The sequence below is a fragment of the Polycyclovorans algicola TG408 genome, assembly GCF_000711245.1.
In the GTDB taxonomy this organism is placed as follows: Bacteria; Pseudomonadota; Gammaproteobacteria; order Nevskiales; family Nevskiaceae; genus Polycyclovorans; species Polycyclovorans algicola.
The window spans coordinates 2792346-2806715 of record NZ_JOMH01000001.1 but is presented as its reverse complement, the minus strand read 5'-3'; the positions used below and the strand labels follow the sequence as shown (position 1 = coordinate 2806715).

At 65.7% G+C, this 14370-nt stretch carries 12 protein-coding genes; 8 read left to right on the top strand and 4 right to left on the bottom strand.

The window, feature by feature from the left end; all coding sequences use genetic code 11:
• Positions 1-208: 208 nt before the first annotated feature.
• The gene (mutS, locus tag U741_RS0113435) at positions 209-2755 is read right to left on the bottom strand and encodes a DNA mismatch repair protein MutS (RefSeq protein ID WP_029890971.1); all 2547 of its coding nucleotides are present in this window, start codon (positions 2753-2755) and stop codon (positions 209-211) included.
• A gap of 292 nt (positions 2756-3047) precedes the next feature.
• Here mutS and U741_RS18605 point away from each other — a divergent pair, with 292 nt between their 5' ends.
• From U741_RS18605 to alr, 7 genes are all read left to right on the top strand, one after another.
• A complete protein-coding gene (locus tag U741_RS18605) occupies positions 3048-4385 on the top strand; it encodes a hypothetical protein (protein ID WP_052378820.1) in 1338 nt (445 codons plus the stop codon).
• Between the two features lie 35 nt (positions 4386-4420).
• Positions 4421-5404, top strand: coding sequence for an LLM class flavin-dependent oxidoreductase (locus U741_RS0113425; protein ID WP_029890969.1), 984 nt, complete (start codon positions 4421-4423; stop codon positions 5402-5404).
• A gap of 156 nt (positions 5405-5560) precedes the next feature.
• Positions 5561-5983, top strand: a complete 423-nt coding sequence (rpsF, locus tag U741_RS0113420) for a 30S ribosomal protein S6 (RefSeq protein ID WP_029890968.1) — start codon at positions 5561-5563, stop codon at positions 5981-5983.
• Positions 5984-5985: 2 nt separating this feature from the next.
• On the top strand, positions 5986-6213 hold the full coding sequence (gene rpsR, locus U741_RS0113415; protein WP_029890967.1) for a 30S ribosomal protein S18: 228 nt from the start codon (positions 5986-5988) through the stop codon (positions 6211-6213).
• Positions 6214-6225: 12 nt separating this feature from the next.
• Positions 6226-6690 (top strand): 50S ribosomal protein L9, encoded by a 465-nt coding sequence (gene rplI / locus U741_RS0113410; RefSeq protein WP_029890966.1) that lies wholly within the window; start codon positions 6226-6228, stop codon positions 6688-6690.
• Between the two features lie 79 nt (positions 6691-6769).
• Entirely contained in the window at positions 6770-8161 is a 1392-nt protein-coding gene (dnaB, locus tag U741_RS0113405; RefSeq protein ID WP_052378819.1) for a replicative DNA helicase, read from the top strand.
• On the top strand, positions 8158-9243 hold the full coding sequence (gene alr, locus U741_RS0113400) for an alanine racemase (protein WP_029890964.1): 1086 nt from the start codon (positions 8158-8160) through the stop codon (positions 9241-9243). Before dnaB ends, alr begins: the two co-directional genes overlap by 4 nt.
• A gap of 19 nt (positions 9244-9262) precedes the next feature.
• On the opposite strand, the gene U741_RS0113395 is transcribed toward alr, so the two are convergent.
• Positions 9263-10021, bottom strand: a complete 759-nt coding sequence (locus U741_RS0113395) for a Stp1/IreP family PP2C-type Ser/Thr phosphatase (protein WP_043110622.1) — start codon at positions 10019-10021, stop codon at positions 9263-9265.
• A 224-nt stretch (positions 10022-10245) separates the two neighbouring features.
• Between U741_RS0113395 and radA the strand changes: the two genes are divergently transcribed.
• A complete protein-coding gene (radA, locus tag U741_RS0113390) occupies positions 10246-11601 on the top strand; it encodes a DNA repair protein RadA (protein ID WP_029890962.1) in 1356 nt (451 codons plus the stop codon).
• Positions 11602-11610: 9 nt separating this feature from the next.
• On the opposite strand, the gene U741_RS0113385 is transcribed toward radA, so the two are convergent.
• Together U741_RS0113385 and U741_RS0113380 are read right to left on the bottom strand one after the other, a co-directional pair.
• On the bottom strand, positions 11611-12873 hold the full coding sequence (locus tag U741_RS0113385) for an NADH:flavin oxidoreductase/NADH oxidase family protein (protein ID WP_029890961.1): 1263 nt from the start codon (positions 12871-12873) through the stop codon (positions 11611-11613).
• Between the two features lie 60 nt (positions 12874-12933).
• A complete protein-coding gene (locus tag U741_RS0113380; protein ID WP_029890960.1) occupies positions 12934-14370 on the bottom strand; it encodes a dihydrolipoyl dehydrogenase in 1437 nt (478 codons plus the stop codon).

Sequence of the window (14370 nt, the reverse complement as noted above, 5' to 3'; positions counted from 1 at the left end):
CGCTCTACCCGCCCTACGCGCTACGAGCTGAGACACCACACGAGCCTGGCTTCGTCCCGCCTCGATACGCACTTGGCTGCGCCAAGAGGCGACTCGGGGTGAATGGTGTTCAACACCCATCAAACGACCGTAGGGTGGATAGAGCGCAGCGAAATCCACCACGCGGGGTTGGAGATTTCACGGCGGGTTTCGCTGCGCTCTACCCGCCCTACGAACGGCCGGAGAGCAGCGCTTTGAGGGCGTAGAGCGCGTCCATCGCCTCGCGCGGGCTCATGTTGTCGGGATCGATGTCGGCCAGCCGCGTTTCAACCGCGCCGCGCGCGGGCGCGTCGAACAGCGAGCGCTGCGCAACGGGCGCGTGTGGCGTTGCGGCCGGCCCGGCTTCCAACTGCCGCAACACGCTGCGCGCCCGCTGCACCACGGCATCGGGCACGCCGGCCAGTCGCGCCACCTGCAGGCCGAAGCTGCGATTCGCGGCGCCGGGCTTCACCGCGTGCAAGAACACCAACGACTGACCGTGCTCGGCGGCATCCAGGTGGACGTTGATCACGCCGTCGATGCGCTCGGCCAGCGATGTCAGCTCGAAATAATGCGTGGCGAACAGACACAGCGCCTGGTTCTGCGCCGCCAGATGCTCGGCCATGGCCTGCGCCAGCGACAGGCCGTCGTAGGTCGAGGTGCCGCGGCCGATCTCATCCATCAACACCAGTGATTGCGGCGTGGCGTGACGCAGGATGTGCGCGGCTTCGGTCATCTCAACCATAAAGGTGGAGTGCCCGGCGGCAAGGTCGTCGCCGGCGCCGATGCGCGTGAAGATCTGGTCCACCAGCCCGATCTCGGCGCGCGCTGCTGGCACGTAAAACCCGCATTGCGCCAGCAGCACGATCAATGCCGTCTGGCGCATGTAGGTCGACTTGCCGCCCATGTTGGGGCCGGTGATCACGTGCAGCCGCGCGCACTCGTGCAGGTGCAGGTCATTGGCGATGAACGGTCCATCGAGCGACTGCTCGACCACTGGGTGGCGACCGCCGTCGATGTGCAGCCCGCCCCCCAGCGCAAGTGTCGGCCGCGTCCAGTTCAGCGCCAGGGCGCGTTCGGCGATGGCGCATAGGCCGTCGAGTTCGGCCAATGCGCGGGCCGTGCGGGTCAGCGGCGCGAGCGCGTCGGCCAAGTGTTCCAGCAGTCCTTCATATAGCGCCCGCTCATGGGCCAGCGCGCGGTCGCGGGCCGACAGCACCTGGTCTTCAAACTGCTTGAGCTCTTCGGTGATGTAGCGCTCGTAGTGGGTGAGCGTCTGCCGCCGGGTGTAGTGGGTGGGAATGCGCGCGGCGTGGGTTTTGCCCACCTCCAGGTAATAGCCGTGGACGCGGTTGTAGCCGACCTTGAGGGTGTCGATGCCGGTGGCGGTGCGCTCGCGGGCTTCAAGCGCCTGCAGAAAGCCATCGGCGTTTTGCGACAGATTGCGCAAGCCGTCCAGGGTGTCGTCAAAGCCGGTACGAAAGACGCCGCCATCGCGCGCGGTCAGCGGCAGTTCGTCGGCCAGCGCCGCCTGCAAATGATTGAGCAGTTGCGGCTGCGGTGCCAGCGCCGCGCGCAGGCCGTCGAGTCGCCCGGCGGGGCCGTCGGGCAGGGCCTCGCTGACGGCAGGCAGTGCGGCCAGCGTCACGCACAGGCCCCCCAGATCGCGCGGCCGCGCGCTGCGCAGGCTGATACGGGTGAGGATGCGCTCGAGATCAGCCACTGGTTTCAGCGCGCGTCGTAGCGGGTCGAATTGCTGATCGGCGAGCAGAGCGCTGACCGCATCGAGCCGGTCATTGAGCACCGGCAGCGCGCGCAACGGACGCAGCAGGGTGGCGTGTAGCCAGCGGCTGCCCATGGCGGTCACCGCGCTGTCGAGCAGCTTCAACAAGGTGCGGTCGTGCTCCCCTGACAGGGTGCGATCAAGCTCTAGGTTGCGCCGGGTGACGGCGTCGAGCCGCACGCCGTCGTCGGGGCGCTCACTGCTCAGGCCGTCGAGGTGCGGCAGCGTCGCCTTGTGGGTTTCCTTGAGGTATTCGAGCAACGCGCCGGCGGCGGCGATGGCGGCGGGTTGGCCGTGACAGCCGAAGCCGCGCAGGTCCTGCGTGCCGAACTGCGCGCACAGCAGTCGCTCGGCGCTGTCGGGCACGAAATGCCACGGCGGGCGCTCGCGGGCGGCGGTCAGCCCGGTCCAGGTGCTGCCTTCCATGGTCAGGGTTTCGACCGGGCGCAGCCGCGCGTACTCGGCCATCAGCTCGCCGACATTGGCGCAGTCGATGACGATGAAGCGGCCGGTCGAGACATCGGCCCACGCCAGACCAAAGGCGTCACCCACGCGTGCCAGCGCCGCCAGGCCGGTGGTGACGCGCGGGTCGAGCAGGGCATCGTCCGTGGCCGTGCCAGGGGTGACCAGCCGCGCAATCGCCCGTTTGACAGGCCCTTTCTCGGTGCCGACTTCGCCGATCTGCTCGGCAATGGCCACCGACTCGCCGAGGCGAATGAGTTTGGCCAGATAGGGGTCAAGCTGGTGGTGCGGTACGCCGGCCATGACCACCGGCTGTCCGGCCGACTCGCCGCGCTGGGTCAGGGTGATGTTGAGCAGCCGCGCCGCCCGCCGCGCGTCGTCGTAAAACAACTCGTAAAAGTCGCCCATGCGAAACAACAGTAGGTGTGCCGGATGCTCGGCCTTGAGGCCAAGGTACTGCTGCATCAACGGCGTGTGGGCGCTCAGGTCCATCAAGATGGGTCGGGGTCGCGAGAGTCGGCCGGTGATTATCCCGACTTGCGCGCGTCGTGACATTGAGATGACGCTTGGGCCCTGCGAGGCGTGGTATTGCGATCACGCCGAGCGGCGCGCAAGACAATGAATCGACGCTGATTTAGCCCCGTAGCGGCGGAACATCTGCCCACTTTTTCACATAAGTTCTGGGCCGAACCTTGGTGCTGGTCAGCGTTTGCCGTCACCATTGGCGATGCGCCCGCACCCCCCTTTTCTGCACGGTCACCAGAATGCGTCGTGGTCTTGCCGCGTGGCGCTGATCGCCGTGCTGATGCTGGCATCTGGCGCAAATTGCGGGCCGGCCTGGGCTGAGGAGGCTGAGCCCGAGCCAGCGTCAAAGCTTGAGCAGATTGAAGTGCATGCCGAAACCCTGCCGCCCAACACGCCGGTCCAGGACCAGGCCGAGTCGCTGGAAGAGCTGATTGACGACAGCGCCGACACCACCCTTGATCGTCCCGCCCCGCCAGAGGCCACTGATCCTGACCTGGCCCCGCCCGAAGACTGGCGAGATCAGGCCGAGCTGCCGCGTTTTCACGAGCCAGGCTCGTGCCAGCAGCGCCCGCCCGATCGCGAGAAGGACATGGATGCCGAGGCCGTGGACTGGGCCCGTGAGCAAATCGAAGAAACGGTATGCGGCGCGTCGCTATGGTTTGACGGCCTGTTTGGCGATGACCGCAATCTGGAGGCCGCGCGCGGCGCCTATGGGCGGCTTGAAACCTCCTACGAGTATTCCGAGTTTTACGGTGGCAAGGAGCGCATCCGTTTTCGACTGCGGGTCGATTTGCCGAACCTTGAAAACCGCGCATCGGTGTTCATCGGTCGCGACAATGACGACAACGTGGTGCGTGACCGTTCGGAAGGCTTCGCACTGCGTAGCGAATTTCCGCAGATTGATGACCGTGACCAGTTCTTTGCCGGGTTTGGCTACGGCCTGCCCAGCAGCCGGAAATTTCGCAGCGACGTGAAGCTGGGTGTGCGCAGCCTCAGCAGTCCCCGCGCCTTCGTGCAATGGCGGGCTGAGTATTTGGCCTACGTTGACGACGTGAGCCTGCTGCAATTTCGCCTGACGCCGTTTTACAGCACCCGCGATGGCCTGGGCGTGACACCCGGCGTGGATTTCAGCCGGGTGCTGACGCCGCGCCTGCTGTTGCGCTGGAGCAATGTCGGGACCCATTCCGACCGCACCCTTGGCTTTGACTGGCGCAGCGCGGCGGTGCTGTACCAAGGCTTCGGCTGGCAACGCGGGCTTGCTTACGAGGCCTTCATACGCGGCGTGACCGAGACCGAGGTGAAGCTGCGCGAGTACGGCGCGCGGCTGGTTTACCGACAACCCATCGTTGGCGGGCGCCTCTACCTGCAACCGCTGGTTGGCTACAGCTGGCCCAAAGAACCCGGCACCCAGCGGGACGGCGCCTACCTGGTGGGCGTGGGGCTGGAACTGCCGTTTGGCAAAGATCCGGACCATCACATCGAACTGCCAGACAACACCGGCGTCTCGTCATCGCAACCGACTGCGGTCGATGACGGGGCATCAATGTCCATCGACAGTGATGCGCGAGACCCTCAGGCCCTCGACGCTGGCGAGTAAAGTAGCGCTTCGTTTTTCGTTGCCCGGCCCCCGCCATGACCATGCTGTCGATACTTGACCTTGTCCGCATCACCGAGGGCAGTGATGCCCGCACCGCCCTCGACAACGCCCGCGATGTGGCGCGCCACGCCGAGGGGTGGGGCTACCGGCGCATCTGGTTCGCCGAGCACCACAACATGCCGGGCATTGCCAGCGCGGCCACGTCGCTGGTGATTGCCCATGTGGCGGCGGGCACGCAAACCATTCGCGTGGGTGCCGGCGGCATCATGCTGCCCAACCACGCGCCGATGGTGATTGCCGAGCAGTTCGGCACGCTGGCGCACCTGTTCCCAGGCCGTATTGACCTGGGTCTGGGGCGCGCGCCGGGCACCGATCAGGTGACCGTGCGGGCGCTGCGCACCACCGCCGACGCGGCGAATCACTTTCCGCAGGACGTGCTGGAGTTGCAGCACTATCTCGCCCCGACAACGCCCGGCCAACGGATCGAGGCCGTGCCGGCTGCCGGCACGCAAGTGCCGTTGTGGATGCTGGGCTCAAGCACCTTCGGTGCCGCCTTGGCAGCCGAGCTGGGCCTGCCTTACGCCTTCGCCTCGCACTTTGCGCCCGACCAACTACAGCCGGCGCTGGTGACCTACCGCAGTCGCTTCAAGCCGTCGGCGCAGTTGGCGCAGCCCTATGTCGCGGTGGGCGTGAACATCATCACCGCCGAGACCGACGCGCAAGCGCAACGCCTCGCCACCACCCAGCAGATGTCGTTCATCGACCTGTTTCGCGGCGCACGCGGCCTCAGCCGCCCGCCCATTGACGACATCGACACGTACAGCTCGCCGGCCGAACAAGCGCAGATGCGCCATATGCTCAGGCACGCCATCGTCGGCGGCCCCGACACGGTGAAAGCGGGCATCGATGCGCTGGTCGCCGAAACCGGCGCCAACGAACTGATGATGGTCACCGATGTCTTCGATCACGCGGCGCGGCTGCGCTCGCTGCAGATCACGTCTGAATGCGCCGCTGCCTGACACACCTGCCGGGCTCTGACCAGGCTTGCGCGGCGCGCCCGGCACCGCCATACTTCTCACCCTTTTTCGCCGCTCGAGGCTGAAAAGGTTCACTTGCTCCATCGCATCCTGCGGGGGGCCGCGCGTCAACGAGATGCGTGTTCACAAGGAGTTTGTATGCGTCACTATGAAATTGTTTTCATGGTGCACCCGGATCAGTCTGATCAGGTGCCGGCCATGATTGAGCGGTATCGCAGCATCGTCGAATCTGCCGACGGCAAGGTTCATCGCGTTGAAGACTGGGGCCGCCGTCCGCTGGCCTACGTGATTGACGATCTGCACAAGGCGCACTACGCCCTGATCAACATCGAGTGCACCGGCGAAGCGCTGGCCGAACTCGAGAATGCGTTCAAGTTCAATGATGCCGTGCTGCGCCGTCTGATCGTTCGCAAGGACGACGCGGTGACCGTGCCGTCGCCGCTGTTCAAGGACCAGGAAGAAGAAAAGCGTGGCTCGGCGGATCGTCCCAATCGCCGCCCTGCCGAGTCGTCTGACGTCGAGTCAGACACCGAAGACGCCGACACCAATTCCGAGGCCTGATCATGCGCACTTTTTTCCGTCGTAAGAAATCCTGCAAGTTCACGTCCGAAGGCATCGAGCAGATCGATTACAAGGACCTGGCCACCCTCAAGCAGTTCGTGGGTGAGAACGGCAAAATCATTCCGGCCCGTATCACCGGCACCAAGTCGCGCTACCAGCGCCAGCTCAACACCGCCATCAAGCGCGCGCGTTTTCTGGCCCTGCTGCCCTACACCGACAAGCACGAGTAAGAGGCCAGACCCATGGATGTGATTCTGCTAGAGAAAATCCGCCGCTTGGGCGACATGGGCGAGACCGTCAAGGTCAAGCCCGGCTATGGCCGCAACTTCCTGCTGCCGCAGGGTAAGGCGCTGCCGGCCACCGATGCCAACCGCTCCGTGTTCGAAGCCCGCAAGGCTGAACTGGTCAAGCGTGCCACCGAAAGCGTCAACGCCGCCAAGATTCGCGCTGAGAAGATTGCCGGCAAGGTGCTCAACATCAAGGTGTTGGCCTCAGAAGAAGGCAAGCTTTACGGTTCGGTGAACGTCAGCGAAGTGCTCGAAGCTGCGGTTGAAGCCGGACTGGACATCAGCCGCAACGAAATCGTGATGCCGAACCCGATTCGCGAAATCGGCAGCTTTGACATCGCCATCTCGCTGCACTCCGAAGTCGAAACCGCCATCACGGTGGTCGTCGAGTCGAAGCGCGCTGCGCAAACCGCCGATTAATCGAATCGCGGCATGGCCTACACTTCAAGCCCGCTGGCGACAGCGGGCTTTTTCATGGATGGCGTCAACAAAGTGACTGATGGCCGCTGACCCCAAGCTACCGCCGTATTCCATCGAGGCCGAGCAATCAGTGCTGGGCGGCCTGATGCTGGACAACCGTTGCTGGAACGACATTGCCGACCGCGTCGGCACTGATGATTTTTACCGCGAAGATCATCAGGTGATCTTCCGCGCGATTGCCGATCTGGTGAACGCCAACCGGCCGTGCGACGTGGTCACGCTCAGCGAACACCTGCGCCAGCGCGGCCAGCTCGATGCCGTTGGCGGGCTGCTATATCTGGGCACGCTGGCCAACGACACGCCCAGCGCCGCCAACGTGGTGGCCTACGCCGACATCGTCCGTGAGCGTGCTGTGCTGCGCAGCTTGGTGACGGCGGGTGGCGAGATTGCCGACCTGGCATTTCGACCCGAAGGCCGTCCGCCCGGCGAGTTGATTGACCTTGCAGAGCAAAAGGTCTTCGCCATTCGCAATCGCGCCGAGCACGCCAGCACCAGCTATTTCGACATGCAGTCGGTGATGACGCGGGTCGAGCAGCGCATCGAATCGCTGCGCGCCAACGAAGGCAGTGTGGCGGGGCTCGCCACCGGCTTCCGCGATCTCGATGCCATTACCACCGGCTTGCACGCGGGCGACCTGGTGATTCTCGCCGGCCGTCCGGCGATGGGTAAAACCTCGCTGGCGATGAACATTGCCGAGCACGCGGTGATGTACGAAGGCAAGGCGGTGGCCGTGTTCTCGATGGAAATGCCCGCAGAGCAACTCGGCATTCGTCTGCTGTCATCGTTCGCGCGCATCGAAATGGGCCGCCTGCGCAGCGGCCAGCTTGAAGACCGCGACTGGGACCGGCTGGTGAGCCAGGGCGGCCTGATTCGCGAGGCGCCGCTGTACATCGACCAGACCGGCGGCCTGTCGCCGCTTGAGCTGCGCGCGCGCGCCCGGCGCATGAAGCAACGCCACGACATCAAACTGCTGATCGTCGACTACATCCAGCTGATGCAGGTGCCCGGCACCAAGGACAATCGCACCAACGAAATCTCGGAGATTTCGCGCAGCCTCAAGTCGCTGGCCAAGGAACTGGAAGTGCCGATCATCGCGTTGTCGCAGCTCAATCGCGGCGTTGAGCAGCGCGACAACAAGCGGCCGCGCATGAGCGACCTGCGCGAATCGGGCGGTATCGAGCAGGACGCCGACTTGATCATGTTCGTCTACCGCGACGAGGTTTATCGACCCGATTCGCCGGACCGCGGCACCGCTGAAATCATCATCACCAAACAGCGTAACGGCGCACTCGGCACCGTGCGGACGGCGTTCTTTGGCCAGTACACGCGCTTCGAGAACCTGGCCCACGACGCCATGCCCGACCATGCCGCGCCCACCGGGCCGCCCGCCGTGGAGGCAGGCGATTGGTGAGCCCGCGGGTGGTGGCCACGGTGGACTTGGGCGCGATCCGTCACAACCTTCACCAGATTCGCGCGCGCGCGCCGCGCGCCAAAGTCATGGCGGCGGTCAAGGCCGACGCCTACGGCCACGGCGCGGTACCGGTGGCGCGCACCCTGGTAGAGGCTGGCGTCGATGCGCTGGCGGTCGCCTGCATGGAAGAGGCGCTGGTGCTGCGCCGCGCCCACATCGGCGGTCAAATCGCCCTGCTTGAAGGCATTCTGTCGCCTGAAGAAGCGGCCATGGCGGTTTACGAGCAGCTTGACGTGGTGCTGCACGACCACTGGCAGATCGATCTGCTGCACGCCCTGGGACCCACTGCGCAGGTGCGCGTGTGGTTCAAGCTCGACACCGGCATGCACCGACTGGGGTTTCCGGTTGAAGACGTGCCGCGCTTGCAGCGCGCGCTGACCGAGCATCCGCGCTGGCAATTCGCCGGCTGGATCACCCACCTTGCCTGTGCCGATGACCCCGACGACCCGTTTACGCCGCAACAGTTGGCGCGCTTTTCAGAGGCGTTGCAGGGCGTGCCGGGGCCGCGTTCCATCGCCAACTCCGCAGGTCTGTTGGGCTGGCCGCAGACCCATGTCGACTGGGTACGACCGGGCCTGGCGCTTTACGGCGCCAGCCCGATCACAACGCTGCCGGCCGAGCGGCTGGGGCTTAAGCCGGCTATGGCGGTAGCAAGCCGGCTGATCGCGGTGCGCTGCTTCAACGCCGGTGAGACGCTGGGCTACGGTCGTCATTACACCTGTCCGGAGCGCATGCCGGTGGGCGTGGTGGCCATCGGCTATGCCGACGGTTTGCCGCGCGCGGTGTCGTCGCGTGCCGAGGTGGCCATAGACGGCCAGCGTCTGCCGCTGGCAGGCCGCGTATCGATGGACATGATCACCATCGACCTGCGGTCGATGCCGAACGCGCGCGTCGGCTCCACGGTCCAGATCTGGGGCCCGGGCCTGCCGGCCGAACATTTGGCCGAGGCCGCCAACACCATTGTTTACGAGCTGTTCTGCGGCCTCACCCAGCGGGTGCAGTTTCAGCACCGAAACGGTTGAGGGCTGCTTCGGAATCGGGTCAGAAGTGATCGATCAAACGTCGGTACCAGGGCGCATCCGAATCGCCGAGTGCGTTGACCCGGCTCAGTGCCACGGTGACGTTGTCGTGGCCGCCGGCGTCCAGCGCCGCCTGGATCAATGAGCCGGCCAGCAATTCCAGTGGCCCTCGCGCGCCCTGGCGCAGGCGCATGGCGATCATGTCGTCGTCGATCATGTCGTTGAGGCCGTCAGAGCAGGCCAGATACACGTCACCCTCGGCCACATTGGTTACCTGAATGTCGATTTCGACCTCCGTTTCAACCCCCAGCGCGCGGGTGACGATGTTTTTCTTGACCAACTTGATCGCGTCATCACGGCTGTACTGGCCGCGGGCGATCATTTCCTCGACCAGCGAGTGATCGCGGGTCAGGCACGTCAACTGGTTGTCACGGAGACGGTAGAGGCGTGAATCACCGACGTGCGCAATCCACAGCTGCGCATCGTCGAGCAAGCTCGCGACCAGCGTGGTGCCCATGCCCTGGCAATCGGGCTCGGCCCGGGCACGGTCGAAGATTTGCTGGTGTGCCCGACGCACGGCCGCGTCCAGGCGCGCGCGGGGCGGCTGGTCTGCGCCGGCGGCGGACAGCGCGGCTTGAACTTCGCGCACCGCGATCCCCGAAGCAACTTCCCCGGCGTTGTAGCCGCCCATGCCATCGGCCAGCACGATCAGGCGCAAGGGCGTGTTGATCGCTACGGCATCTTCATTGTTGGTGCGCTGCAGGCCAGTGTCAGATGCCATGGCGAACTCGATGGCGGGGCGAGGGTTCAGCATTGCAAGTGCACCCACGTCTGCCGCCAGCGGGGGCCGTGAAGCAAAGCAAAGTTGCGGAACATAATGCGCGGCACTCCGACCCGGTTCGCCAGAGGATACCGCTCATCGCCGCCGACCTGCCCGTCTGCAGGGCGGGTCCGTGGCGACGCACTTATAGTGTCGCGCTCATCCGTCGCCCATCGGCTCCCCCTGTGGCCAAAACCCGAGTCCAGTACATCTGCCAGAACTGCGGCGCGGTGCATGCCCGCTGGCTGGGTCAATGCCCTGATTGCGGCGAATGGAACACCATTCTGGAAGGGGTGGCGCCGGCACCGCGCAAGGGCGGGGGTTACGCCGCCACTGCGTCCGATGTTGGCGTGGAGCTGCTCAGCGAGGTGTCGCTAGCCGACGTGCCGCGTGTCACCAGCGGCTCGCCGGAGATGGACCGCGTGCTGGGCGGCGGCATCGTGCCCGGCGCAGTGATGCTGATTGGCGGCGATCCGGGCATTGGTAAGTCGACTCTGCTGTTGCAGGTGTTGGCGGCGGTGCAGGCGCAGCGCAGCACGTTGTACGTGACCGGCGAAGAATCCCTGACCCAGGTGCGATTGCGTGCCGAGCGTCTTGGCCTGCCGCGCATGGACCTGCCGGTGCTGGCCGAAACCCGGGTCGAAGCCGTTCTGCAGCAGCTCGACAAGCGGCGCCCCGGTCTGGTGGTGCTCGACTCGGTGCAGACGCTGTACACCGACGCGCTGGACTCGGCGCCCGGTAGCGTCTCGCAGTTGCGCGAGTGCGCGGCGCAGGTGGTGCGCTATGCCAAGCGCAGCCAGACGGCCGTGGTGCTGGTGGGCCATGTCACCAAGGAGGGCGCCATTGCCGGGCCGCGCGTCCTTGAGCACATGGTCGACACGGTGCTGTATTTCGAGCACGACGCCGGCAGCCGTTACCGCATCGTGCGGGCGGTGAAGAATCGTTTCGGCGCCGTCAACGAACTGGCGGTGTTCGCCATGACCGACGCCGGTTTGAAGGAAGTCAGTAACCCGTCGGCGCTGTTTCTGTCGCGCCACGCCGAGCCGGTGCCGGGCAGCGTGATCTCGGTGTCGCGGCAGGGTTCACGACCGCTGCTGGCCGAGGTGCAGGCGCTGGTGGACCGCTCCGCGCTGGGCACGCCGCGCCGCGTGACCCTGGGGCTGGACAGCGCCCGGCTGAACTTGCTGCTGGCGGTGTTGCACCGTCACGGCGGTGTCTCGCTGGCCGACCAGGACGTGTTTGCCAATGTGGTGGGTGGCATGAAGATTCAGGAGCCTGCGGCCGATCTGGCGCTGTTGCTGGCGGTGCTGTCGTCATTCAAGGCCAAGGCCTGCCCGAGTGGTTGGGTGGTGTTCGGTGAGGTCGGCTTGGCCGGTGAGATCCGCCCGGTACAAGCTGGCGAAGAGCGCCTGATTGAAGCCGCAAAGCAGGGCTTTACTCACGCACTGGTGCCCGTCGGCAACAAGCCGCGCAGCCGCGCCCAGCTCGGTATTGAGGTGATGCCGGTGGCGCGACTCGAGCAGGCGCTGGACTGGCTGTAAGCGACCCGATCAGCTCGCGCGCAGCCGCCGGTTGCGGAAGATGCCCAGCCCCTTCTCGGGCAGGTCGAGCAAGAACGACTTGAGCCCGCTTTCATCCGGCAACGGCGCATGGCCGGCGCTGATGCGCCGCAACTGGCGCGTGTACCAGGTGACCTCCATGCCGCCGGAGGCGTCAATCATCGGGATGCCGGTGCGGATGGGTCGAATCACCTGCTCCGGGTTGCGTCCGGCCAGCAGTCGCTTCGGCACGTCCGGCTCAATGGCGAGCAGGCGCGCAAGCCCCACCAGATCGAGTCCGCCATCGGCCAGCGCAGCGTTCATGCCGGCGGCCGTGCGAAAGCCGCCGGTGACCATCAGCGGCACCTTGCTGTGGCGGCGCACGGTGGTCGCAAAGTCCAGGAAGTAGGCCTCGCGTTCTCTCGTGGAGGCTTTGGTGTTGCCGAGCATCATCGCCGGCGCCTCGTAGTTGCCGCCGGAGATTTCAATCAGGTCAACGCCCGCCTCGGCCAGCGCCAGCACGGTGTCCAATGACTCGTCTTCACTGAAGCCGCCGCGCTGAAAGTCAGCCGAGTTGAGCTTGATGCCGATGGGAAAATCCGCGCCGGTCTCGGCACGTATCGCGGCATAGACCGCGTGCACGAAGTGGCGCCGTTTCTCGGGCGTGCCACCCCAATGGTCGGTGCGCCGGTTGTGGTGCGGCGACAGAAACTGGCTGACCAGATAGCCGTGCGCGCCGTGAATCTGCACGCCCGAAAAGCCGGCCTGCCAGGCGATGCGCGCGGTGGTGGCGTAGCGCGTGATCAGGCCGTCGATCTCATCAGAATTGAGCGCGCGCGGGGTCGGGAACAGGCGCGCCATATCGGGTTTGAAAGGCACCGCGGACGGTGCGACGGTTTCGGCGTTAAGGCCACGAATCGCCTGCTTGCCGGGATGGTTGATCTGCATCCACAGCGGCGTGCCGTGGGCGCTGCCCGCCTGCGCCCAGTCGCGCAGCAGCGGCAGGTCGCGCTCGTCTTCGATGACCACGTTGCCTGGCTCGCCGAGCGCGCGGCGGTCAATCATCACGTTGCCGGTCATCATCAACCCCAGCCCGGAGTGCGCCCAGCGCGCGTAAAGCCGCACCAGCGCCTGGGTGACGCGGCCGTCGGTGCCGCCCAGCGCCTCGCTCATGGCCGATTTGGCGAGCCGGTTGGGCAGGACCGTGCCGTTGGGCAGAGTGAAAGGCGTGCTCACGCTCGGCGGCGCGGCTTTTGGGGCAGATTTGCGGGGCATGGCGTCAGGCTCGAAAGAAGTTAGGGCATTCAAGCGATGACCCGCGGTGACGGCAATGGCCTAGCCGCCGACCTCGCAGTCGATACAGCCCTCGGGTGCTTGCGGCGGCAGCTTGAGTTGCCGCTGCAGATCACGCAGCGCGGTGCGCAGGCCTTCTTCAATAACCGGGTGATAAAACGGGCTGTCGAGCATTTGCTGGACGGTGAGACCGGCCTGCACCGACCACGCCAGCAAATGGCCCAGGTGCTCGGCGGCCGGGCCGATCATTTCGGCGCCGAGAAAGCGTCCGCTGCCGTGTTCGCCATAGACGTGCAGCGCACCCTGATTGACGCACATCACCCGCGCGCGGCCTTGCTTCTTGAACGAAACCGTTCCGGTCGCGAAGTCAACGTTATCGGCAGTCAGTTCGGCGTGACTGGCGCCCGCCATCATGATTTGCGGCTGACTGAAGACGATGGCCAGCGGGGCGCGGCGAGGGCGTTGCACGACCTTGGGCCAGGTGACGGCGTTGTCACCGGCGATGCGGCCATCGTCGGAGGCTTCATGCAGCAGCGGCCGCACGCCGTGAACGTCACCGGCAATGAACACCGGCAGGTCGTCAATCTGTTGGGTGCCGCGATCAAAGGGGATGCGCCCCTTGTCATCGACTTTGATGCCGGCTTTCTCGACGTTTAGGCCGTTGAGGTTGGGGCGCCGTCCGGTCGCGGCCAGCAGGTATTCGAAGGTTTCCTGCTGCACGCCGTCAGCGGTCTCGAAGCGGACCACCACGCCATCGCCGCCTGATTCCACGGCGACGATCTTCGCATCGGCAGACAACTGCAGGCTGGCGTCAACAAGGTCGTGGGTCAGGTTCTGCAAGCTTGGCTCGGTCAGCGGCCCCACACGGCCATTGCGACCCAGCAGCCGGACGCGCACCCCCAGCAAGGCCAACGCTTGCGCCAGCTCCAGACCGATGATGCCGGTGCCCACCACCGCCACCGAGGCGGGCAGGGTGGTCCAGTTGAAGACATCGTCATTGACGATGAGGCGATCCCCCAACGCGGCGCGCCAATCTTCGGGCACGTTGGGTGTCGAGCCGGTGGCAATGATGATGCAGCGTGCATGCACTTCGTCGTCGCCCACGGCCAGCACGCCGGGTTTGACGAACCGCGCGTGTCCGCGCAGGCGGTGGGCGTCAGGCCAGTCGTTGACGGTGTCCACCACAAAACCGACAAAGCGGTCGCGCTCGCCCCGCACCCGCTGCATCACGGCCTCGCCATCGACCGCATCGAGCGCCGCCTTGAGACCAAATCGCGGCGCTTCGCGCACTGCGTGGGCGGCTTCTGCAGCGGCAATCAGCAGCTTGCTGGGCATGCAGCCGACGCGGGCGCAGGTGGTTCCGTAGGGTCCGGACTCGATCACGACAATTGAATCGGTGTGCTTGCTGGCGGCCCGGTAGGCGGTCATGCCGGCCGAGCCGGCGCCGATGATGGCAATGTCGACGGTGTGTTGGGTCAC